This window comes from Variovorax terrae (genome assembly GCF_022809125.1).
Lineage (GTDB): Bacteria > Pseudomonadota > Gammaproteobacteria > Burkholderiales > Burkholderiaceae_C > Variovorax_A > Variovorax_A terrae.
This window is the reverse complement of the sequence record NZ_JALGBI010000001.1, coordinates 3,206,347-3,227,514: the sequence shown is the minus strand read 5'-3', so window position 1 is coordinate 3,227,514 and position 21,168 is coordinate 3,206,347. Positions and strand designations below refer to the sequence as shown.

General features: G+C 56.7%; 24 protein-coding genes. All 24 read left to right on the top strand.

Annotation, left to right across the window (positions count from 1 at the left end):
• Window positions 1-11 precede the first annotated feature (11 nt).
• The 24 genes from MMF98_RS15150 to MMF98_RS15040 all read left to right on the top strand — a co-directional run bounded on the left by MMF98_RS15150 (window position 12) and on the right by MMF98_RS15040 (window position 21,135).
• Entirely contained in the window at window positions 12-893 is an 882-nt protein-coding gene (locus tag MMF98_RS15150; protein ID WP_243307215.1) for a flagellar biosynthetic protein FliR, read from the top strand.
• Entirely contained in the window at window positions 894-1,982 is a 1,089-nt protein-coding gene (locus MMF98_RS15145; protein ID WP_243307213.1) for an EscU/YscU/HrcU family type III secretion system export apparatus switch protein, read from the top strand.
• Complete coding sequence (flhA, locus tag MMF98_RS15140; protein ID WP_243307211.1) at window positions 1,979-4,045, top strand: flagellar biosynthesis protein FlhA; 2,067 nt, start codon at window positions 1,979-1,981, stop codon at window positions 4,043-4,045. Before MMF98_RS15145 ends, flhA begins: the two co-directional genes overlap by 4 nt.
• Before the next feature lie 17 nt (window positions 4,046-4,062).
• Window positions 4,063-4,848 (top strand): flagellar hook-basal body protein, encoded by a 786-nt coding sequence (locus tag MMF98_RS15135; RefSeq protein ID WP_243307209.1) that lies wholly within the window; start codon window positions 4,063-4,065, stop codon window positions 4,846-4,848.
• A 22-nt stretch (window positions 4,849-4,870) separates the two neighbouring features.
• Complete coding sequence (gene flgG, locus MMF98_RS15130; protein ID WP_243307207.1) at window positions 4,871-5,665, top strand: flagellar basal-body rod protein FlgG; 795 nt, start codon at window positions 4,871-4,873, stop codon at window positions 5,663-5,665.
• Window positions 5,666-5,768: 103 nt separating this feature from the next.
• Window positions 5,769-6,725 (top strand): flagellar basal body P-ring formation chaperone FlgA, encoded by a 957-nt coding sequence (flgA, locus tag MMF98_RS15125; protein WP_243307205.1) that lies wholly within the window; start codon window positions 5,769-5,771, stop codon window positions 6,723-6,725.
• On the top strand, window positions 6,722-7,324 hold the full coding sequence (locus MMF98_RS15120; protein WP_243307204.1) for a flagellar basal body L-ring protein FlgH: 603 nt from the start codon (window positions 6,722-6,724) through the stop codon (window positions 7,322-7,324). Before flgA ends, MMF98_RS15120 begins: the two co-directional genes overlap by 4 nt.
• Before the next feature lie 49 nt (window positions 7,325-7,373).
• Window positions 7,374-8,510 (top strand): flagellar basal body P-ring protein FlgI, encoded by a 1,137-nt coding sequence (locus MMF98_RS15115; protein WP_243307203.1) that lies wholly within the window; start codon window positions 7,374-7,376, stop codon window positions 8,508-8,510.
• Window positions 8,511-8,557: 47 nt separating this feature from the next.
• Entirely contained in the window at window positions 8,558-8,941 is a 384-nt protein-coding gene (locus MMF98_RS15110; RefSeq protein ID WP_243307202.1) for a flagellar basal body rod protein FlgB, read from the top strand.
• 50 nt (window positions 8,942-8,991) lie between these two features.
• Window positions 8,992-9,438: a flagellar basal body rod protein FlgC gene (gene flgC / locus MMF98_RS15105; RefSeq protein ID WP_243307201.1), complete on the top strand. Its 447-nt coding sequence runs from the start codon at window positions 8,992-8,994 to the stop codon at window positions 9,436-9,438.
• Entirely contained in the window at window positions 9,435-9,791 is a 357-nt protein-coding gene (gene fliE, locus MMF98_RS15100; RefSeq protein WP_243307200.1) for a flagellar hook-basal body complex protein FliE, read from the top strand. The genes flgC and fliE overlap by 4 nt, the downstream gene beginning before the upstream one ends.
• A 70-nt stretch (window positions 9,792-9,861) precedes the next feature.
• Window positions 9,862-11,364, top strand: coding sequence for a flagellar basal-body MS-ring/collar protein FliF (gene fliF, locus MMF98_RS15095; protein WP_243307198.1), 1,503 nt, complete (start codon window positions 9,862-9,864; stop codon window positions 11,362-11,364).
• Window positions 11,361-11,993, top strand: a complete 633-nt coding sequence (locus MMF98_RS15090) for a hypothetical protein (RefSeq protein WP_243307196.1) — start codon at window positions 11,361-11,363, stop codon at window positions 11,991-11,993. Before fliF ends, MMF98_RS15090 begins: the two co-directional genes overlap by 4 nt.
• A 146-nt stretch (window positions 11,994-12,139) precedes the next feature.
• Window positions 12,140-12,835 (top strand): FliH/SctL family protein, encoded by a 696-nt coding sequence (locus tag MMF98_RS15085; RefSeq protein ID WP_243307194.1) that lies wholly within the window; start codon window positions 12,140-12,142, stop codon window positions 12,833-12,835.
• On the top strand, window positions 12,832-14,211 hold the full coding sequence (locus MMF98_RS15080; RefSeq protein WP_243307193.1) for a FliI/YscN family ATPase: 1,380 nt from the start codon (window positions 12,832-12,834) through the stop codon (window positions 14,209-14,211). The genes MMF98_RS15085 and MMF98_RS15080 overlap by 4 nt, the downstream gene beginning before the upstream one ends.
• Entirely contained in the window at window positions 14,208-14,717 is a 510-nt protein-coding gene (locus MMF98_RS15075) for a hypothetical protein (protein WP_243307192.1), read from the top strand. Before MMF98_RS15080 ends, MMF98_RS15075 begins: the two co-directional genes overlap by 4 nt.
• 128 nt (window positions 14,718-14,845) lie before the next feature.
• Window positions 14,846-15,829 (top strand): hypothetical protein, encoded by a 984-nt coding sequence (locus tag MMF98_RS15070; RefSeq protein WP_243307190.1) that lies wholly within the window; start codon window positions 14,846-14,848, stop codon window positions 15,827-15,829.
• Window positions 15,826-16,227 carry a flagellar hook assembly protein FlgD gene (locus tag MMF98_RS15065; RefSeq protein WP_243307189.1) on the top strand — a complete coding sequence of 134 codons (402 nt, stop codon included), beginning with the start codon at window positions 15,826-15,828 and terminating at the stop codon, window positions 16,225-16,227. The genes MMF98_RS15070 and MMF98_RS15065 overlap by 4 nt, the downstream gene beginning before the upstream one ends.
• A gap of 56 nt (window positions 16,228-16,283) precedes the next feature.
• On the top strand, window positions 16,284-17,459 hold the full coding sequence (locus tag MMF98_RS15060; protein WP_243307188.1) for a flagellar hook protein FlgE: 1,176 nt from the start codon (window positions 16,284-16,286) through the stop codon (window positions 17,457-17,459).
• Window positions 17,456-18,331 carry a FliM/FliN family flagellar motor switch protein gene (locus MMF98_RS15055; protein ID WP_243307187.1) on the top strand — a complete coding sequence of 292 codons (876 nt, stop codon included), beginning with the start codon at window positions 17,456-17,458 and terminating at the stop codon, window positions 18,329-18,331. The genes MMF98_RS15060 and MMF98_RS15055 overlap by 4 nt, the downstream gene beginning before the upstream one ends.
• A gap of 31 nt (window positions 18,332-18,362) precedes the next feature.
• Complete coding sequence (locus tag MMF98_RS15050) at window positions 18,363-18,767, top strand: FliM/FliN family flagellar motor C-terminal domain-containing protein (protein ID WP_243307185.1); 405 nt, start codon at window positions 18,363-18,365, stop codon at window positions 18,765-18,767.
• Window positions 18,703-19,332: a flagellar biosynthetic protein FliO gene (locus MMF98_RS23805; RefSeq protein ID WP_423837604.1), complete on the top strand. Its 630-nt coding sequence runs from the start codon at window positions 18,703-18,705 to the stop codon at window positions 19,330-19,332. The genes MMF98_RS15050 and MMF98_RS23805 overlap by 65 nt, the downstream gene beginning before the upstream one ends.
• Window positions 19,329-20,291 carry a flagellar type III secretion system pore protein FliP gene (fliP, locus tag MMF98_RS15045; RefSeq protein WP_243307184.1) on the top strand — a complete coding sequence of 321 codons (963 nt, stop codon included), beginning with the start codon at window positions 19,329-19,331 and terminating at the stop codon, window positions 20,289-20,291. The genes MMF98_RS23805 and fliP overlap by 4 nt, the downstream gene beginning before the upstream one ends.
• Before the next feature lies 1 nt (window position 20,292).
• Window positions 20,293-21,135, top strand: a complete 843-nt coding sequence (locus MMF98_RS15040) for a sigma-70 family RNA polymerase sigma factor (protein WP_243307183.1) — start codon at window positions 20,293-20,295, stop codon at window positions 21,133-21,135.
• Window positions 21,136-21,168 lie beyond the last annotated feature (33 nt).

Here is a 21,168-nt window from a genome sequence, read left to right as displayed (position 1 = left end):
GCGAGTAGACGATGAATGCGTTGACTTCGACATTCGATGTGGCTACTCAAGCCGCGTGGCAAAACGTTATTGCGTCGAATACCAATCTGCTCTTGCTTTCGATTCGCGTGGCGACAACGCTCGCTCTTACCCCAGTTCTGTACGCGATCTCTATGCCTGCCACGGCACGTGTCGTATTGATCCTGACTTTGTCGGTCACTCTCGCTGCGGGTATGGGGCCTGCAGATCCTACTGCACAAGTTCGGCCAGAGCTTGGCAGCCTGACCGTAGCAGCACTGCGCGAACTGGCTCTGGGAGCTACTTTGGGACTGGGGATCCTGCTAGCGTTTGGAGCCTTTGCCATGGCAGGGCAGCTTCTGGATATTCAGATCGGATTTGGCGTCGCACAGGTGTTTGATCCCGTGTCGCGCAGGCAAGCGTCAGTTCTGACATCGGGATTTCAGCAATTGGGCGTGCTGGTTTTCTTTCTTCTCAATGGGCATCATGCCTTGCTCAGGGGGCTGGCCTACAGCGCGGAGCGTTTTGTGCCAGGGCGCTCGTGGGGGCTTGAGGCTGCCGTGGCCGTCACAGTGCCTCAGGTGGGGGCTTTGTTTGCCTTGGGTTTCGCTCTGGTCGCTCCCGTGGTCTTCTTTATTCTTTTGACGGAGTTGGCCTTGGGTGTGGTTGCTCGCAATCTACCCCAGATGAATATGTTTACCATGGGCATTCCCGTCAAAATCCTGGTGGGGTTGGTCGCGCTGTCGCTATGGTCCACGGGCCTCGGGGCCGTAATGGACCGCGTATACGCGGGCATCGCACGTAGTTGGCAGACGATATTTACGTCGCAGGCTGCTCACAAGGGAGGAGTGTTGTTCTGTTGTGGCACTCTCGTCCTTGATAGGCAGGAGGGCTAAGTGGCCGACCAAGATCTGGATCGTAATGAGAATGCCACGCCGTACAAGCTGCTTAAGGCGCGTGAGCGTGGTCAAGCAGCGAAAAGCACGGATGCCGTATCGGCTTTAGTCTTCGTCGTGGCGGTGATTTACCTCATTTGGCAAGGTGTTGATGCTGTTAGCGTGCAATTCCGAACGGATCAGGCGGCATTAATGCAGATGCATATGGTGGATGGGGCTGCCATGTGGCCCCTGACACAACGGCTGCTGCGTTCAGCGATGTACTTGCTGGTCCCGTTTTTCCTTGCTTTGATGTTGGCTGCGATTGTCGGTAATTTAGTACAGACAGGCCCAATTCTTTCGCTTGAGCCTCTCAAGGCAGACTTTGACAGGATCAATCCCAGTACGGGTTTCAAGCGCGTCTTCTCCATGAGAACGTTGTTCGATGGAGCGCGGGCCTGCGTCAAATTGCTGCTGTTGTTCCTCGTTGCGTACTTAGCGCTCAAGTCCATGCTTGGGCAGTTTTATGGTCTCGCGTCTCTGTCGCCCATCGGTTTTCTGCGCGCGCTGCTGGCAGACATGGGAAATCTTGGTCTGAAGATGGCCTTCGTGCTGGGATTGATTGCGCTGGTGGATCTGATCTATACCCGGTATGAGTTCGCCAAGAAGATGCGCATGAGTCGTCGCGAGTTGAAGGACGAGACCAAACACCGCGATGGGGATCCCCGCATTCGGGCTCGGATGCGCGAGCTGCGCCGCGAGCTGTTGGCGCGCAGTCTGGCGTTGCAGAAGACGCGCAATGCGGACGTCGTCATTACCAATCCGACTCATGTCGCCGTGGCTTTGCGTTACGTGCACGGTGAGATGGAGTCACCTCAGCTGTTGGCCAAAGGAGCTGGGCACTTGGCCGCTGCCATGCGGGAAATCGCCGCACGGCATCGAATTCCTGTGGTGCAAAGCCCCTCGCTGGCACGCCGTATCTATCACGATCTTCCGGTAGAAAATCATGTCCCACCAGAGTTGTACGCTCAAGTAGCGCGCATCATTGTTTGGGTGCTGGCCATGCGTGAGCAATACCATACCCGTGCCGCAGCGGGAGCGCGAACATGAACGCCATGCAGCGCCTTCTTGGACGACACAGCGATGTGGCGATGGTCTTGGTCGTGCTCGGGGTCCTGGTTGTTCTGTTTGCGCCTATACCAAGCGGCTTGCTGGACTTTCTCATTCTGACGAACTTCAGCTTCGCCTTTCTGATTTTATTGCTCACGTTCTACATGGCCAGACCTGTAGAGTTTTCCACGTTTCCTTCATTGCTATTGATCGCGACTCTATTCCGACTGTCACTCAATGTCGCTGCGACTCGGCTGATTCTGTCGGACGGCGACGCAGGTCGTGTGATTGCAGCCATTGGCTCATTTGTAGTGGGTGGAAACTATGTGATCGGTTTGATTGTTTTTCTGATTCTGATCGTTGTGCAGTATGTGGTGGTTACCAACGGGGCTCAGCGCGTTTCAGAGGTGGCTGCACGCTTTACTCTCGACAGCATGCCCGGGCAGCAGATGAGCATCGACGCGGATCTGAACATGGGATTCATCGACCAGGCTGAAGCGCAGCGCCGACGAAAGAATCTCGAAAAGGAAGCGGCGTTCTATGGGTCCATGGATGGAGCCAGCAAGTTCGTGAAGGGAGATGCCGTGGCTGGCATCATCATCTTGCTGATCAACATCATCGGGGGGCTGGTGATCGGTGTGATGCAGCATGGATTGCCCTGGGCGCAGGCGCTTCAGACCTACACTCTGCTCACCATCGGAGATGGCATTGTCACACAGGTGCCCGCTCTCGTCATCGCGGTGGGCACAGGCATCATTGTCACCCGATCCGCATCGGACGCCAATCTCAGCCACGAGGTACTACGCCAGATCACCTCATTTCCCAAGACTTTGCTTCTTGTTGCAGGAACACTTGGTGGATTGCTGTTGCTGCCTGGCATTCCCGTGGCACCGACCATGGTGTTGTTAGGCGGTCTGTTGCTGATATCTGCGATCCTCTATCGAACTGTTTCTAGCAACGGCGCAACTCCAAGCAAAGATCAAGGTAAGGTAGCAGCTAAGGAGGCGGAATCTGCTGTTGATGATCCTTACGCGTTGCTGCCCGTTGAGCCTCTGGAAGTTTTTGTAGGGAGTCACTGGGTGGCCGCAGTTCATCAGGCTGGAAGTCCATTTATGGAGCGTGTGGCGGCTTTTCGAAAACAGCACGCGCAGGAGCTGGGCTTGGTACTGCCACGCGTGAGATTCAAAGATGCCTCCCGCCTGGAGGCAGATCGCTACGAAATCTGGATTGATGGCGTGCAGGTGGCCAAGGGTCAGGCACGCACAACACAACTGCTAGCCATTCATCCGGCGGGAGATACCCGATCCATTCCTGGTGAGGTCACTCGTGATCCTACTTACGGGCTGCCCGCCGTGTGGATTGAGGAGTCATTGCGCGATGCGGCGACCCAGGCAAAGTACACGCTTGTGGATGGATCGGCTGTCTTCATGACGCATCTGACTGAGGTTTTACGACGTGAATCGGCGAGTTTGCTGACGCGCTCAGAAGTAGATCGGCTACTTGCACGAGTTCGCCAGAACCAAGCTGGACTTGTCGAGGAACTCATTCCGACAATACTGTCTACAAGCGAACTACAGAAGGTACTGCAGAACCTTCTTCGCGAAAAAGTTTCGATCCGGCATATTGAGGCAATTCTCGAAGTATTGTCCGATGCAGGTCGAGTGACCAAGGATGCAGCTCAACTGACTGAGGCCGTTCGTCAACGGCTTGGCCATGCTATTTGTCAGAGCTTGCTAGGGGATGCCACAGCATTGCACGTCATCACATTGGACCCGGCCATGGAGAGCCGTTTTCTGCAAAGTATTCATGCGGCGCGGGAACAGTCATCAGCGCAACCCTTTGTGCTGGAGCCCAAGATGGCGGAACAGTTTGTCACTAGGCTTGTTCAACAAGCGGAGCGCATGATGAAAAACAATCTGCTGCCCGTCCTGCTATGTGCGCCTGAATTACGTCGGCATGTGCGTTCTTTGTCCGAGCGTGTGATGCCCCACCTGCGGGTGCTGTCCATGGCTGAAATACCTCATAGTGTCGAACTCAAGTCGTTCGGTGTCGTTCAACTCTGAGTCAGCAATTTCACGCCATGAACGAAATTCTTGCCATAAGTCTTAACAGCATGCATCAAGACATGGCTCGCTTGGAGCGAGTCGGTGTCAATCTCGCCAATGCGCTCACGCCAGGCTACAAGCGAGATGTGGTGGTCACACTTCCTCAGGCATCGCCGCTGGGTGGAACTTTCGTCCAATCGATGGACAACGAGCGAATGAGTGGTTCGCGAAGCACATCGCAGAACGTAGGCGCACTAGCAACGGTGCTGGTGGATACCCGCGCCGGCACCCTCAAATCGACAGGGCAGAGTCTGGACTTGGCATTGACGGGGCCGGGTTATTTCGAGATTTCAACGGCAGATGGTCTCGCATACACCCGTCAAGGTGCGTTTCGTCTGGATGGTCGTGGCCGGCTTGTTACCGCAAGAGGAGATCTCGTGATGGGCAAGGGAGGCGAGATTTTCTTGAATCGACCAGATCCTTTCATCGACGGCTCAGGGCAAGTTTTCGAATCCAAGACCGCATCTGGATCCGTTGAAGCAATTCCTGTGGCGCAAATCAAAGTGGTTAACTTTGAATCTCCCAGTTCTCTTGTGCGGCTTGGTGATGGCCTTTGGGGGAGCGGGAGTAGTGCTGTGCAAGTGAATGACGTGGGAGGGCAGGTGCGTCAAGGTTCTCTGGAGAACTCCAACGTGAGCTCAATGCAGGAAATGATGTCGCTGATGCAAACCATGCGTCATTTTGAGTCCATGCAGAAAGTAGCGCTTGGCTATGACGAAATGCTGGGAACGGCGATACGAAAGCTAGGTGATTTGAGCTGACCTCTAATGATGGAGAGTAAACATGTTTGATGCTATGTATATCGGTGCCACGGGCATGCAGGCCCAGCAAATGAATGTCGATACCATTGCGAACAACATCGCTAATGCGAACACTTCGGGTTTTAAGAAGGGGAGGGTCAGTTTTTCTGATCTGATGGTTCGTGAAGCAGCTCGTTCGGCGCAGCCTGTGATGGACAACGACACTGGTATTTTGGGGGTGAGTTCTCGCTCTGGCGCGGGAGTCGGCATCGCGAGTCTGTCCAAGCAGTTCGACATGGGCGACATCAAGAAGACAGACGCCACTTTTGATATCGCAGTACAAGGTGATGGGTTTTTCGAGCTCACCATGCCTGACGGCTCTCGGGCCTTCACGCGTGGCGGTACCTTCAAGATCAATCGTGATGGGATGTTGGCAACTCCGGCAGGCTATGCACTGAAGCCGGGCATCGCGCTGCCTGAAAACATGAAAACCATGACCATCGGTTCTGATGGGCATGTTCAAGTGACAGTGGCGGGGCAATCTACCCCCATAGACATCGGGCAACTCGAGCTGGTGCGGTTCACGAGTCCATCGGGATTGCTGGCCCAAGGCGACAGCCTCTATCGCAGCAGCGAAGCGTCGGGCGAACCCATCGCCGGCAAGGCCGGGGACGAGAACATGGGGACTCTGATGCAGGGGTATCTTGAAGGATCCAATGTCAGGATGGTCGATGAGATGGTCAATCTCATGGTGGCCCAGAGAGCGTATGAGGCGAGTGTGAAGGTGGTACAGGCTTCTGATGAAATGCTCGGCATGATCAACGGCCTTCGTAAGTAGACCGACGAGTTGCGGCATGTCTTTCTGTCGTCGCATCAAGGCTATGGCTCGCGCACGTACTGCAAAGTGGGCCAAATGGGGCGCGCTGTGTGCATGCTGCTGCATGGCACTGAGCGTCCTGGATGCTGGGGCCGCTGCACCTGTGCGTGTGGTGATTGAGATGCCCGTGTTTGCCAGTGTCAGCAAGCCACACATCTGTTTGGGCGATATCGTGAGTCTGACAACGAAAGACTTGCCTCTGTTGCGCCGCTTGATGGCCGTACCGCTTGGCTCAGCACCGCGTGGCGGGGTTCCGGTCATATTGGGCCGTGAAGCCTTGACTCGTTGGTTGCGTTCTCAAACGGGCCTCTCAGTGCAAGAAATTGAGTGGCGCGGAGCTCACTCTCTCGAGATCCGGGCTGCGACGCAGGAGTTGGACGGGAAGCGTGCGGTGAGCCTGGCGGCAGACCACTTGAAGGAGTGGCTCTCGGGGCGTAGCGAGCATGCGACGGTAGAGCCGGTGGCGATTCCGGCGAACGTCCAGCTTGTCGCGACAGATGTCGTGCTTAAAGTCCGGCCGCAGACAGGCGTTCGGCCAGAGCGGCGCATGGTGGTTTGGGTGGACGCCTATACGAATGAAAAGTTGGTACGTAGCGTGCCCGTGACCTTTGAAGTCCATGCATGGAAAGTCATGCCGGTAGCCGCGCGAAATCTAGAGCCGGGTGCAGGGTTGACGCCTGATGCACTGACTTACCGGGACACGGACATGACGGCTGGGATGGTCTCAGGTGCTGCGCTGCTTCCCAGCGGATCGGGAGATGCGTCGCCTCCCACACGCTTGCGTCGCTGGATTCGGGCAGGTGAGGTGTTGACCGAGAGTTCTATCAATAGAGACTTAGCGGTATTGCGTGGCGATTGGGTCGGTCTGCGAGTTCGCAGCGGCGACATTGCGTTGCAGAGCCAAGTTGAAGCCTTGCAAGATGGGAGGGTCGGGCAATGGATCAGAGTGCGAATGCACGGGGCGAGCGCATCCGCGCTGGCTCGGGTGGCTGGGCCTTCGAGTGTGGAGATCCTGCAATGACCGGGAGCTTTCATGCGGCTTGCCGTCTTGCGTTGTTGCTATGGGGATGCACTATTGCCCTGAGCGGAATGACTGCGCATGCAGGAAGTCTCTATGATGAAAGTACCTACCGTGCGCTGATCTCGGACAACAAGGCGTTTCGCGTTGGAGACGTCCTGACGGTGCAGGTGTTCGAGAACTCCAGTGCCAGCACGAGCTCGGACACCGGTACGCGGCGCACCAATGACATAAGTGCATCGCTCAACCATGGTTCGGGAAAAACTGTGGGGCAAGTCGGTATCAGGGCGAATGGAGAATTTGACGGCGGTGGGAGAACCCAGCGCTCCAACAAGCTGTTGGCTACGCTGACTGTGACGGTACAACAGGTCTTCGCCAATGGTGACCTCAAGGTTGTGGGCGAGCAACTCCTGACGGTTAACGAAGAGCAGCAAAAAGTCCATCTCGAAGGCCGAGTTCGTCCGCAAGACATCTCTGATGGCAACGTGGTACTTTCCACACGCTTGGCCGATGCTCGGATTAACTATCTGGGTGAGGGTGACGTGTCAGAACGCTCACGGCGTGGTTGGTGGCGAAAATTACTTGATGCGGTAGGGTTTTGATTATGGCAGCTGCATCTTCTTTTTGCATCGGGTGCCAGTGGAGTGGTGGATGAACGCACGCAAAGCATTGCTGGCAATCGTGGTGACGTTTGGCGGCGCTGGCGTCCACGCTGATTCTGTCCGCATCAAGGACCTTGGAAAACTGCAAGGGTGGCGCGAGAATGCCCTCGTAGGGACTGGCATTGTTACGGGTTTGGCAGGCACCGGAGATTCTCCGTCAAATAGGGCTACCCGGCAGTCCCTGGCTAACGTGCTGTCCCAATTCAACCTGACATTGGCTCCGGAGCAGATACAAAGTCGCAATGTGGCTGTGGTGATGGTCAGTGCTGCGCTGCCCGCCTTTTCACGCGAAGGTGACACACTTGACGTGACAGTCGCTTCTGCAGGGGATGCTCGCAGCTTGTTGGGCGGTAGTCTGTTGCTGACCTCGCTCAAAGCGGCCAATGGGAAGATCTATGCATTGGCGCAAGGACCACTTTCGGTGGGCGGTTATCGCTATGACGCGAATGGCAATGTAGTCCAGAAAAACCATCCCACGGTGGGCTCGATCCCTGGCGGCGCCACCGTGGAGGTGGGAGTCAACGCAGAAGTTGCAGCCCAAGGAGAGCGTGGTCGGCAGAACATCACTTTCGTGCTGAGTGAGCCCGACTACACAACGGCCAATCGTATCGCTTCAGCCATCAACAGCCAAGTGGTCTCAGGCATCGCTCAAGCCCGGGATGCCTCGGGGATTGAGATCGCAGTGCCAGAATCGCAACGCGACCAACTGGTGATGTTTCTTGCCAGAGTGGAAGGCGTGACGGTGGAGCCTGACCGTCGCGCCAAGGTGGTGATCAACGAGCGCACCGGCACCGTGGTTTCCGGCGGTGATGTCCGGATATCGCCTGTAGCCATTTCCCATGGTGACATCAAGATTTCGATTGCGAATCAGAATACAGCATCGCAACCCATGAACATTTGGCATGGCGGCTCGGGCGTCCGCACTGCGATTGTCACCAATACCCGTATCGATGTGAACGAGCAAAACAGCGCTGGCAGTGGCTCTGGATTCGTGACGGGAAACAGCACGGTGTCTGACCTTGTTCAATCATTGTCCCGGCTGCGGACAAACACGCGCGACATCATTTCCATTCTGCGTGCGGTGAAAGCCGCCGGCGCGCTGCATGCCGAACTGGTGGTTCAGTAAAGAGGCATTGTGCGCATATCGCCTATTTTTCTAAGCGGAGTGCAGGTATGACCGAAGGCATGGAAGCTATTACCGTCAGTTCGCTGGCATTGGCTCTCGACGCCGCAAGCCTGCGTCATCAGGCTATTGCAGTCAACATTGCCAATGCGAATACACCAGGGCATGTTCCATTGCGCGTGAACTTTGAGGCCCAGCTTGAAGAGGCGCGCAGAAGCCTTGGAGCGTCTGGTCGACTTGACGCCAATTCGCTGGCGCAGGTTCGACCAACAATCGAACCGGCATTCGGCGCTATTGGGCAATTGCAAGGCGTTCAGCTGGATGTCGAGATCACTGCCATGGCGCAGAACGCAATGCAGTATCAAGCACTCGCGAAGGGTCTCTCGCGCCACTACGCGATTTTATCGATGGCCGTGAGTGACGGTAAGAAGTAGGGCGGCAGTACTGGCGACCTCTTGACTCATCACCTTGGAAGAATTAATCCATGAATTATCTACATGCATTCGCCATCAGTGCCGCCGGCATGAGTGTCGAACGTACTCGTGTCGACGTCTCTGCTCTTAATCTGGCCAATGCCAATACGGTACAAAGCGCTGACGGCAATGGTTACAGACCTCTCCGCGCCACAGTGTTGGCAGGCGCGACGCCTGGGTTCAGTGCTTTGGTCGGTGACCGGTTGGATGCCGACAAGATAGGCATGCTGCCATCGGTTGCCGTACTGCCGGCCGATGTGAACCCGCGCTTGGCATATGAGCCCGGCCACCCCATGGCCAACGAGCGTGGCTTTGTCGCTTATCCCGGCGTGGACACGGCGACGGAAATGGTCACCTTGATGAGTGCGATGAGATCTTATGAAGCCAATGTGGCGGCGATGAATACTGCGCGCAACCTCGCACTCAAGACACTGGACATTGGAGGTGGGAACACATGAGTTCAATGACTCCGATCGAGCTTGTGCTACCGGCAGTGTCGGCGCAGTTACAGGCCGGCAATGCTGCCGAGTATCTGGCGCCCACGCAAGCCTTGCGCTGGGCGGGTGATGTCACCGGCGTGAATGCATCTTCTGCGTCATTCGGAGCGCTTGTTTCGCAAGGATTGACCCAGATCAATCAGCAACTTACCGACAGTCAAGTTGATCTTCAGCGATTGGCGGTGGGTGATGCGCAGAACCTGCATCAAATCATGATCGGATTGGAGGAAAGTCGTTTGTCCTTCCAGCTGATGCTGCAGGTGCGCAACCGCTTGCTTGAAGCCTACCAAGATGTGATGAAGATGCAGATATGACGCGCCACACAAATCTTCCGAAATCGATCAACGCCAGCTGTACGGGTCGGCTGGTCATCCGGAGAAAATCATGACAGCTTTCTGGTTCACGCTGTCGCAACGCGCTCGCACAAGTCTTGTTGCCGGTGTCATCGTCATCATTGCATCGCTTGTGCTGGGAGTCTGGTGGTTTACAAAGGCCGACTATCAGGTGCTGTTTTCGGATCTGAAGCCGCAGGATGCTCAGGCCATGGTTGCCGAATTAGAGCGCTTGAAGATCCCCTATCAATTGAGTGAGGGAGGGGCCGCAATTCTGGTAGATAGGCCCGTTGTTCACGCCACACGGCTGAAGTTGATGGGCCGGGACCTGCCATTGCACGGCGCGGTCGGCTTCGAACTATTCAACAACACAGACTTCGGAATGACCGAGTTTGCTCAGAAAATTAACTACCAGCGAGCTCTACAAGGCGAAATCACGCGCACTATCCAATCTTTGGCGGAGGTGCGCGACGTGCGTGTATTGCTGGCATTGCCAGAGCAGGGGTTGTTCAAGTTGGCCGCAGCACGGCCGAAGGCTTCAATCACTCTCACCTTGCGTCAAGGGCAGGCATTGCGAGTCGAACAGGTGGGCGGTATCCAGCGCTTGGTGGCAGCCGCCGTTCCGGGGATGTCCATGCAGGATGTGACCATCGTGGATAGTCAGGGTGTGGCGCTCACACGCGGTGTGGGTGCCGAGGATGAAGTCGGCGCGGGTAGCACTCGCCTAGACCTCAAGCGCGACACCGAAAACTACTTGTCTCGCAAGGCCGCTATGGTCCTCGAGCGAGCCTTTGGACCCGGTCAAGCGTTGGCGAGCGTAGACGTAACCCTGAACATGGATCATGTACGTACCACCACTGAAGATGTCATAGCAGCACCTACCCGTCAAGAAGGAGTACCGGCGGGTGTGATGGTGCGTGAGCGGGAGGTGGTGCGTGATACGGGTGCTCCACTGGACACTCGTCCGGGAGATGGGATGGCTCGAACCGGAAGCTCTCAGAGAGAAATTGAATATGCGGTGGGTCGAAGGGTAGAGCAAATGGTCAGTCAGCCTGGGTCCATTCGCCGCTTGCAAGTGATCGCTGTGGTGCGGCATCCCCTGGAGACGCAGCAAGAAGAGCAGGTTCGCAGGATGGTGGCTGCGGCCGTGGGGGCAAGCTCAGATCGAGGCGATGTGGTGGTGGTGCAGACGATTGGAGCGGTTGGCGGCACTATTGCCAGCGTATCGCCGCCTTCGGATGCCGTGCCTGCTCGCCTGACTGCGCCTGGCGCGTCGGAAGGCTCCGGGAGTACTGGGGGCTTGGCTACGCAGAATACTGTGATCATGGCATTGGGGGCCGTCGTGGTGGCGGTGTTGGTGATGGCCCTGGTCATTGGCCGGGCCAGGGCTCGTTCCGCGAATTCTTCTTTGGAACAGACATTGTCTGAAGCTGAACGTGACGCTGCCTTGCGGGCTGTACAGGAGTGGTTGTCAAAATCGCCTATTGGCTCAGCAACTCCCGCAGGCGCCTCGGGTGGTGCCGGTTTCGGTGATCCACAAGAGTGGCGAGCATGAGCGCAGGGACCACATTCTTCGATTCCTTGTCACAGCCTGGGCGGGCTGAGCGCTTCGAGGCCCGTCGGGCCGCTTTGCTGGTTCATGCCATGTCGGTGCAGGATCAGAAGTGGCTATTGAGTCAGCTATCTGTAGCACAGCAAGTCCAGCTTGGTTCTTTGCTGTCTGAATTGCAGGTCATGGGTATTGCGCGCGATCCGGTGTTGTTGAGGGAGGCGCTCAAGACAACTGAAACGGCACCACACTTCGATCCGACAACACCGCGGCAGCCCGAGGACATTGGTGTACAGGAACGTTTGATGGAGGCCCAACCATGGATTGTTGCAAAGCTTCTCAAATCGGAGCCAAGCGCCTTGGTCATGATGGTTCTTGCGATTGCTTCCTGGCCTTGGCGCGAGGAGGTGTTGGCTGCCCTTGAGCCAAGCAAGCGTCGCCAAGTTCTGGAATTGCTTTCTTCTGCAGATCAAAATCTTCCCATTGCACTGCGTAAAGTGCTGCTGCATAGCTTGGAAGAACGCATCTCCGGCGTGACGAAGGCGATTCCGAAGGGTAGCGATCCGAACGCACACGAGCGGAGCCTCGCTCGGATACGCGCATTCTTCACGCGGACAATTGGAGGCCATGCGTGAGCCGTTCTTCGTCTTCACTCTCTGACCGAGAACTGCAGCGGCCGATCGTGTTGCGCGGGGTGGGGTTGGGGGCGCACCCTGTCACCCTCAGGCGGCCGCAGCCTCTGGTTGAGGCCGCTGTAAGTACGCGAGACTCTGTCGTTGCATTGGTTCCTTCTGTTGAAGTGCGGGACGATGCTGTGGATGTAGGCTATCGAGAAGGCTATGAAAAGGGCCTTGCTACGGCGCAGCAGGAGGTGCTTGCTGCTGCTCAAAGAGACGCGCAACACCGTGCACGCGTTCTGGACGAGGAAGTCCTGAAGGCGCGGCAGGCAGCACGGGAAGAAGTTCATGCCGGTCTGGCTGAGCGTTTGCTCAGCCTGGACGCATTGTTGCGCACGCTGCCAGCGCAGATCCGCGAGAGGATAGAGGCCTGCGAAGAGGATCTTGTCGCTTTGTGTGCCGAGGTGTCGTTCGAATTGTTGGGGAAGGCCGCAACACAGCCTGAGGGTCTGCGCTGGCTGGTCCGCCGCGCGAGGGAGCAGATGTGCTCACACGTCACCACGGCGGTGCATTTGCATCCTGACGATCTTGTTGCTTTACGCGAGTCCGCACAGGTCGCCGGGGTGACGGATGAGCTTCTGACCTCGCCGGGTGTGAGCTGGATCGCAGATCCCGAGGTGGTTCTGGGAGGGTGTATCGTCAAATCACCCGAAGGCGGATTGGATGCGCGTTTGGAAACCCGGGTCCGGGCCTTGGCCGAACTGCTGGTACGTGAACGAACACAACGAAAGGCGTTGCGACACGAACCGCCGCAACATATTTATGAGTCCCCGCTGGGACAAAGAGAAAGTTCGCTGTGAACGCGTTGGCATCTTACTCTAGCGCGTTGGCCCGTTCGGAGTTGTCGGATCGAATCGGATGGGTGCGGCAAATGCAGGGCTTGGCCATTGATTCAGCAGGGCCAGATGTTGCGATCGGCGAACTTTGCAAAATCAGAGTACGGCAAATTGGATCAGGGCCCGCCGCAGGTGCAATGACTGACATTCTCGCTGAGGTTGTGGGTCTCAAGCCGGGGCGTGTGACCTTGATGCCATATGGCGCAACTGATGGGGTGGCAGCGGGATGTGAGGTCCGTGCCGTGGGCCTTCGTGCGGATGTCCGCGTGGGGCCGGCTCTGCTTGGACGAGTCCTCAACGGTTTTGGTGATCCAATCGACGGCGCTGCGCCTCCTGCCACTGTGACGGCGTATCCATTGAAAGGGGCGGCCATCAATCCGATGATGCGCCCGCGCATTACCCGCGTACTGGAAACTGGAGTTCGCAGCATCGACGGACTGCTCACTATCGGGCGCGGTCAAAGAGTAGGGATTTTTGCAGGAAGCGGTGTTGGCAAGAGTACGTTGCTGGGCATGATGGCTCGGCATGCCCAGTCCGCGACTAAAGAGGCCGGTGACCGAATCAACGTGATTGCCTTGATTGGCGAGCGCGGCCGCGAAGTGCGCGAATTTATCGACAAGCAACTGGGGGCGAAAGGGCTCAAGCGATCTGTGGTCGTTGTAGCTACCGCTGATCAGCCTGCTCTGGCACGGGTTCGGGCCGCGCATGCTGCAGTGGCCATTGCTGAATACTTCCGCGATGAGGGGCGCGATGTGCTGCTGACCATGGACTCCATTACCCGTCTGGCGATGGCGCGCCGGGAAATAGGTCTGTCGGCTGGTGAGCCGCCAACAGCGCGTGGGTATACGCCGTCGGTTTTTGCAGAGTTACCCGAGCTGTGCGAGCGTTTCGGAACAGCGCCCGGCGGGGGCTCCGTCACCGCTTTGCTGACCGTTCTGGTCGAAGGTGATGACCTCAATGAACCGGTATCCGACAGCTTGCGTGCCATCCTGGATGGTCATATCGTTCTGTCGCGCCAGATCGCTCACCGCGGGCTGTATCCGGCCGTCGATGTCCTCAAAAGTGCAAGTCGATTGATGCCTGATCTTGCAACGGATGCTGATCGCGCGCTGGCCATGGAAGCGGTAAATCAACTTGCACTACTGGAGCGCAATCGGCAGATGGTTGAAATTGGTGCCTATGAAAGGGGATCGAATCGACAGCTGGACTCGGCGCTTTCGTTGGAGCCCGCCCTGCACGAATGGTTGAAGCAGGGGACGGAAGGGGTGTCCAGGGACGAGGCACTGCAGAAGCTGAAGGCAATACTGAGCCAGATGACGCTGCGAGAGGATGCATCTTGAGTGTGCCGGCCGATGTCGATCTCAGAGGTTTCGTTTTTTCTCTGGAGCCGATTCACCAACGCCAGCAATGGCGTTTGAATCGGCTGCAGAGAGATCTGGCCGTGATCCAGGCCGACATACGAACTCGCGAGGCTGAGCTGGCTAGATTGATCAGCCATTGGGATGAACAAGCTCGTACTTTGAATTATTCCGGCGTTCTGCGTCTGGCCCCCAACCTGTACCAGCAGATGCTGATGTACCTCTCGCAGTCACAAAGCCGCATCGATGAACAGCGTCAGGCGCTGGTCGACCGGCAGCGGGAGCATGTCCAAGTGCAGAAACTCTGTCTGGCTGCGCAGCTACGTCTAGACGGCGTGCTGCAGCACCGCACAGATGAGCTGAAATCGTACGCCAATACCATTCGGCATCGACAAGCGGGCGAACAGGATCGTGATTGGGCGGCACGGCGTTCTATTCGAGCGGTCGCATTGCCAGAGGCCATATCCAACGACGGAGGCGTTCTGTGAATATTCAAGCTTGGCTACCCTTTTGCCGTGACAACCCTGCATCGTCGCTTCGGCGTGAAATACCTTCAGAGCCTCATTCGGTGGGAGGATCAGGTGATCTTTGGCTACGCGAGATGGAGCGAGTCCAATTGGATGCATGGTTTAAACCATCGCAGCTGGCGGCTCATCCTGCGCCGACAGTCTGGAGTATGAATGGAGGCGGTCTGCGTTTCCAGGTGGCTCCGGATGTCGCCATTCTGCGCTGTGATGAAACGGCACCAAGTTCGCCTATCGCGGGGACCGTTGCTGGAGATAAAGCTCAAGCAACCACCACGGCGGCGGTCTCTGTTGACAGCGTCTCGACGTCGCCGGAGTCTGGAGTGAACATCACGGCGTCTCGCGCCGGCGGATGGAAGGAATCTAGACCAGAGCCTTTGTCCATTGATAGCGCACCGAATATGCCATACGCGACCACCGTTGCGGAGAGGGGCCGGAGCAAGCAAGCCGGATGGAAGGATACCGTGTCTATGGCTAGCAATCCATTGCTTGTTGAAAGAGAGACCGCTGTATCGAGTGGCGCTCGAATACTGACTTCCAACTGCACGGATGCGGGCGCGGACTTGGAGGGCATTGTTATGAAGGCTTCGCAGGAACAGTGGTGGCCACATGTGACGCTGACAGCGCTTGCAGGGACCCCGTCGACGCTTACAAATACGGCGCCGGCGAAACCTGGATTTCCACCGTTGACTCCCGCAGGTGACGTGTCCCTGACTCAGGGATCGGCCGCAGTGAAAGCGCGAGATGGCGTGCAGCGCGCCTTGATGCCCGTCACTATTGGGCGAAGCCTGAGCGTTCACGTGGAGAACACTCCTTCGGGGGTGGTCGTCTGGCTCGGTATGCATGCCAACGACGTTGTGTCGCATCAACAGTTACCCGTGCTTATCGCGCAACTTCGGCAGGCTCTTGCGGGCGAGGGTTTGCGTTTATCAAAGGTTATTTGCAATGGCAACGATATATCGACTGAATACGCCGTCGGATCATCAGAGAGCGAAGAAGCATTGATCGCCACGGCGTTTCCGGTGCGCAGCGTGCAAATTTCATTTAACTTACGGAAAACAGAGGAGGCCCCATGACAATATCGGCCATCGGAGGCTCAGCCTCCCCCAACTTGCAGTCCAATAGCTTGGGAATGCAGGATTTCCTCAAAATCCTGTTGACCCAGTTGACCTATCAGGACCCGCTCAAGCCCATGGATAACCAGCAGTTCATGGCCCAAATGGCGCAGTTCACGAGTCTGGAGCAGACACAACAACTCAACAACAAGATTGATACGCTGATCATCAATCAGGCGACTTTGCAGTCAGTCGGGCTTATCGGCCGCACGGTGGACATCACAACTGATAGCGTCTCGGTGACGGGCACAGTCAAAGCACTATCGCTATCAGGAGATATACCGATGATCACGGTATTGACTACGGCGGGTGAAACGCTGGCTAATGTTTCGCTGAGCCAGATTTCAGCGGTACGTTGAACGGCGCGAAATCGGCTGATCTATTTCGAAAGAATCGATTTTCACAGGAGGTTTTCATGCTGGAATCAATTTACGTAGGGATGACGGGACTGCTCGGCTATTCAAAAGGCCTGCGAGTGATTGCCAACAATACGGCAAACATCAACACACCGGGTTTCAAAGGGTCGAGTTTGCAGTTTTCTGACTTGTTTTACTCCAATTCAGGGCAAGGAGGCGGAGCGGGTCAGGTTGGCTATGGGCTCAATGCGAACGGCACGACACTTTCATTCAGACAGGGTGAACTGCGGCAAACCGGCAATGACTTGGATATGGCTGTCGATGGCACGGGACTGTTCATACTGGAGAACGAGAAGGGGGATGTGACCTACACTCGTGCTGGGCAGTTCCAGTTCAATACAGAGGGTATGCTGATCAACAAGATCGATCACAGCTTCGTGATGGGACGCGATGCTTCAGGAAACTTGGTACGCATCAGCTTGGCAGGACTGCAGACCAACGCAGGTAGTGCCACCACGACAGTCAAGTTCAGCGGTAACTTGTCCAGCACCATGGCCGAACAGACGGTGGGAGGCGTCAAGGTCGTCGATGCATTGGGCGGGGAGCATATGCTGAGTGTGAAGCTCACCGACACCAGTGCAACCACGGCCGGCAGCTGGCAGGTGGATCTGATGGACGGGACGAACGTGGTAGGGACTGGGGAGATCATTTTTCAAGATGGCCGGCCGCAAAGCACTGCGGCAAAAGTCCAAGTCATCTATACGCCCGCGGGTCTTTCAGCCGTGCCGCTCACGCTAGACTTCTCGACCGAAGTGACTTCCTACCCATCGGCCAATCTGTCTACGCTCGCCATGGCGTCGCAAAATGGCTTTGGTCCTGGGGGATTGACCAAGGCGACGTTTGATGCAGCTGGAGCGTTGTCGCTGACTTATTCGAACGGGCAGGTCATCAAGAGCACACGGCTGGCACTGGCACGCTTTGATTCACTGGAAGCGGTGGAGTCCGTTGGTGACAATCAGTTTGGCTCCAAGGATGTGCGAGCTTGGCACATTGGCGCAGCAGGCATGGGGGGGTTTGGCAATGTGCGATCGGGGATGGTGGAGATCTCCAATGTCGATCTGTCCCAGGAATTCAGTGATCTGGTGGTAATGCAGCGCGGATATCAAGCCAGTTCGCAGGTGATCTCAACCGCCAATGACATGCTTCAGGAACTGTTCGCTATGAAGAGCAAATGAGCACGAGTGATCAGCCGGAGGTCGTGCTGGAACAGCCTGCGCGCGCGTTGCGTGCTTGGTCGCTGGCGCAATGCGAGGCGCTCGAACAGGCGTTTACCAGTTTGGCGGCGGACTGGGCGCGTGATTGGGGCATTGGTCCGGCAGCGGGCGAAGGCGCGGCACAGGTTGAAGGTGCGCGCCATGAGCGTGGTGCCGGCTTGGCGTGGGCTTATTCAAAGCCGGCACGCCACTCGAGCGATATGCTGATAGAGGCGCATGAATGCGCAAGTCTGGCCGGTATACGTCATGGTGTGCATGCATCGATGTTTGGTTTGTCGCCTTCGCTGCTCGGAGCTGGAGCGGCATCGGAGTCGATTGCGATGGACGTGGTCGAGGCGGCACTATCCGACTGGTTCACCCGCTTGCGTCAGATTCCAGGCTTGCACGGTCTGGAGCAGCACCCTGCCGCTAGCGATGCAAACCGTAGCGCATCTGCTTGGAGTGGCGACGTCATGGTTCGTTGGCCATGGTGCAGGGGGAGCTTTTTTCTGTGGCTTGACGGAGGCACTGTCGAGACGGTACTGTCTTCACTGAGCAATGTTGGTGTCAGGAGCACCACAACACGCAAGCCACCGTTGGTCGAAATCACCCAAGCACTATCGGGGCAGCCCATCAAGCTCAGAGTGGAACTGGACAGCATCAACCTCAGTCTCGGGCAGCTGGAGACATTGCAGGTGGGCGACATCATTCCGCTGTCTCATCAACTAGACCGGCCGCTGCATGTCATGGATACAGTGGGTCGCCCTGTGTGTGCAGCGTGGCTGGGGCAACAGCAGGACTGTCTCGCATTGGAATTGTGCACTCTTGACAGCCCGTCAGTGCAAAACCATTGATCTATTTCCTATACATAGCAGAGAGAAAGTCGTGAACCAAGTCGTGAAGAGTCTTTTAGCGGGTGCACACCCCGAGATTGCATCAATGCGCGAAAGCGCGCCCGCAGTGGCGCAAGTCATTGTCATGCCCGAACTGCATGGAGGCGACACGGCCAAGGAGTCTGGCGCTCCATTGATATCTCCCAGCACAAACCCGCTTTACCAGGTGAAAGCGAAACTGCAAGTACGAGTCGGTGAAATCACGTTGAGTGTGGCCGAGTTGTTGGCCCTGCGAGAGAATCAAGTGCTGTCATTGAATTCTGGTCTTGATGAGCCAGTAGACTTGCTGCTTGAAAACAGTGTGGTCGCTCGTGGCCAACTGGTTGCGCTGGATGGCCACTTCGCATTGCAGATCGTTGAGTTGCCGGTTGCGATGCGTTTGGCAACCCAAAGTTGAAATGATACCAAGCAAGATGGGAGTGCGGCCGTTGGGCGAATCCCTGCTCTTCCCGGCGGAAAAATCGCGTGTTTGGGCGCGACTGTGTGTGGTACTTGCTTTAGGATGGACTGGCGGCAGGTCCACATCGGCATGGGCGGCAACAGGGCACGCACTCGCTGCCCAGGCGACAGTCGCCGAGATACTGCCGGCAGACATTCCCTTGCGACGGGATTCTGCAACTAACGCCGCCTCAAATTCTGATGTCTACATGATTGTTGTCGGCGTACTGTTGTTGCTGTGCGCGGTCGTCTGGATTGGTCGGCGCATCCGACAGCCTCCGCGAGGTAGCCGGGCCCCCGGTTGGCCAACGTGGTTGAAGGTTCCGGACCAGAAGTGTCTACGCGTGGTGTCGTCGGTACGCCTGACACCGCAGCACAGTGCTCACGTCGTGGAATGGCAGGGGCGCCAATGGCTGATTGGCTGCGCTGGTGAGGCCATTACCTTGATTGCCGGGCAGCCAAACGATGGCAGCCCTTCCTCGCATCATGCAGACACAGCAGCATCTGCTGGGAGGGTGCCGTGATTCGCTGGAGTTATCTGGGTATCGGGCGAAGCTGTTTGGCCGGCTTGCTAGTAGCGATCGGTTGCCTTGCGTCGGCATGGTCCCAGGAGTCTGATGCGCCGCATGAGACGTTGGAGGTTGTACCCGTTGCCGCAGCCATTTCCACTGCGAAGGCGGCCGCTCCTGTGCCTGAATTGACGTTCGCTGAGCAAGAGACGTCCAAGGTGCAGGCTCCCATCGAAGCATCGCGAAAAACACCTGTCGCAACCGCCGGCAATGGGGCAACTGCCGGCCAGGCAAGCAACCGTTCCGAGGCGGGGGCCACTGCCACTCTACCAACGGTTGTCTCAGGTCAGACGGCGCAGGCCTTACGTGTAGTGCTTGGTTTGACGGTGTTGGCGATTCTGCCGGCGATACTGATGTGCCTGACAAGCTTCTTGCGCACCATCATTGTGTTGTCCATGTTGCGCCACGCAATTGGCATGAACGAAACACCTCCCAACACGGCGCTGATTGGTTTGGCTCTGTTTCTCACAATGTTCACTATGTCGCCAGTCATACAGAAGGTCAATGAAGAGGCGTTTCAGCCCTTTATGGCTGGCAAACTGGGGATTGATGCCGGGTATGAAAAGGGCATTGCACCGCTGCGTGAGTTCATGGTTCGCCAGACCCGTGAACAGGATCTCGCACTGATCGTAGAGCTTTCGCACGCGCCTGCCCCGAAGACCATGGCTGACATTAGCAATGTGCAGTTGATTCCAGCATTCATGCTCTCCGAGTTGCGTGCGGCCTTCCAGATCGGCTTTGTGATCTTCTTACCCTTTTTGCTGATTGACTTGATTGTGTCTAGCCTGTTGATGGCCTTGGGCATGATGATGATGCCGCCAACAACCATTGCGCTGCCGGTGAAGATTCTGATGTTCGTGCTGATTGACGGTTGGAGCCTTGTGCTCAAGGCGCTCGTGGGAAGTTTCCATTGAGATGACACGGCCTGATGAAATGCTCACAGAAGCGTCCGGTGATGCCCTCACCGTCAGGAAGGCTATCGCCGGCAAGCAAGAAGGCTGCGTTGAGGAGGAGCTGTGGCTGAAGTGGATCAAGGAGACGGACTACCAAGCGCGTGAGCAACTGGTTCGTCTCTACCTTCCGTATGTGCGTATCGTCGCAGCGACTTACTACGCCAAACGCCTGCATGATGAAATCGAGTTTGCTGAATACTATCAGTTGGCATCGATGGGGATGCTCGAAGCGCTGGATCGGTTCGATCCGTCAGTGGGCGTTCAGTTCAAGACCTTTGCGGCGAGGCGAATGCACGGCGCCATCCTGAATGGCTTGGAGAAACTCACAGAAAAGCAACAGCAGATTGCCGCGCGCAAACGTCTGCAGACGGAGCGTCGCGAGTCGGTCAAACTGCCTCAAGCGATAGAAGGTGAAAGTGAAGGGATTGGCGGGCGTGGAAAACCAGGAGGACGCGCGCCGGAGCAATTATTGCGCTACGTGGCCGACGTTGGATTGGGGCTCGCGCTGTCTTGGATGCTTGAAGGCACAAGCATGATCGAAGCACCGGAGACTTCGGAAGCCATTCCGTTTTATCGAAGCGCCGAAGTCAAGCAATTGCGGCAGCGCATCGCTTCTCTTATAGAAGGTTTGCCACAGCAGCAGCGCACCGTCATTCGCTACCATTACCAGCAGGAGATTCCATTCGAGGAAATTGCTTCCATGCTGGGCCTGACTCGAGGGCGCATTGCCCAGATTCACAAGCAGGCGCTGATGCAGTTGCGTGAGGCATTGCAGGAGAAGCCGATTGCCGATGTGGTGCTTTGACGGTCAAAACTATAGACGTGATTGACAGATGCC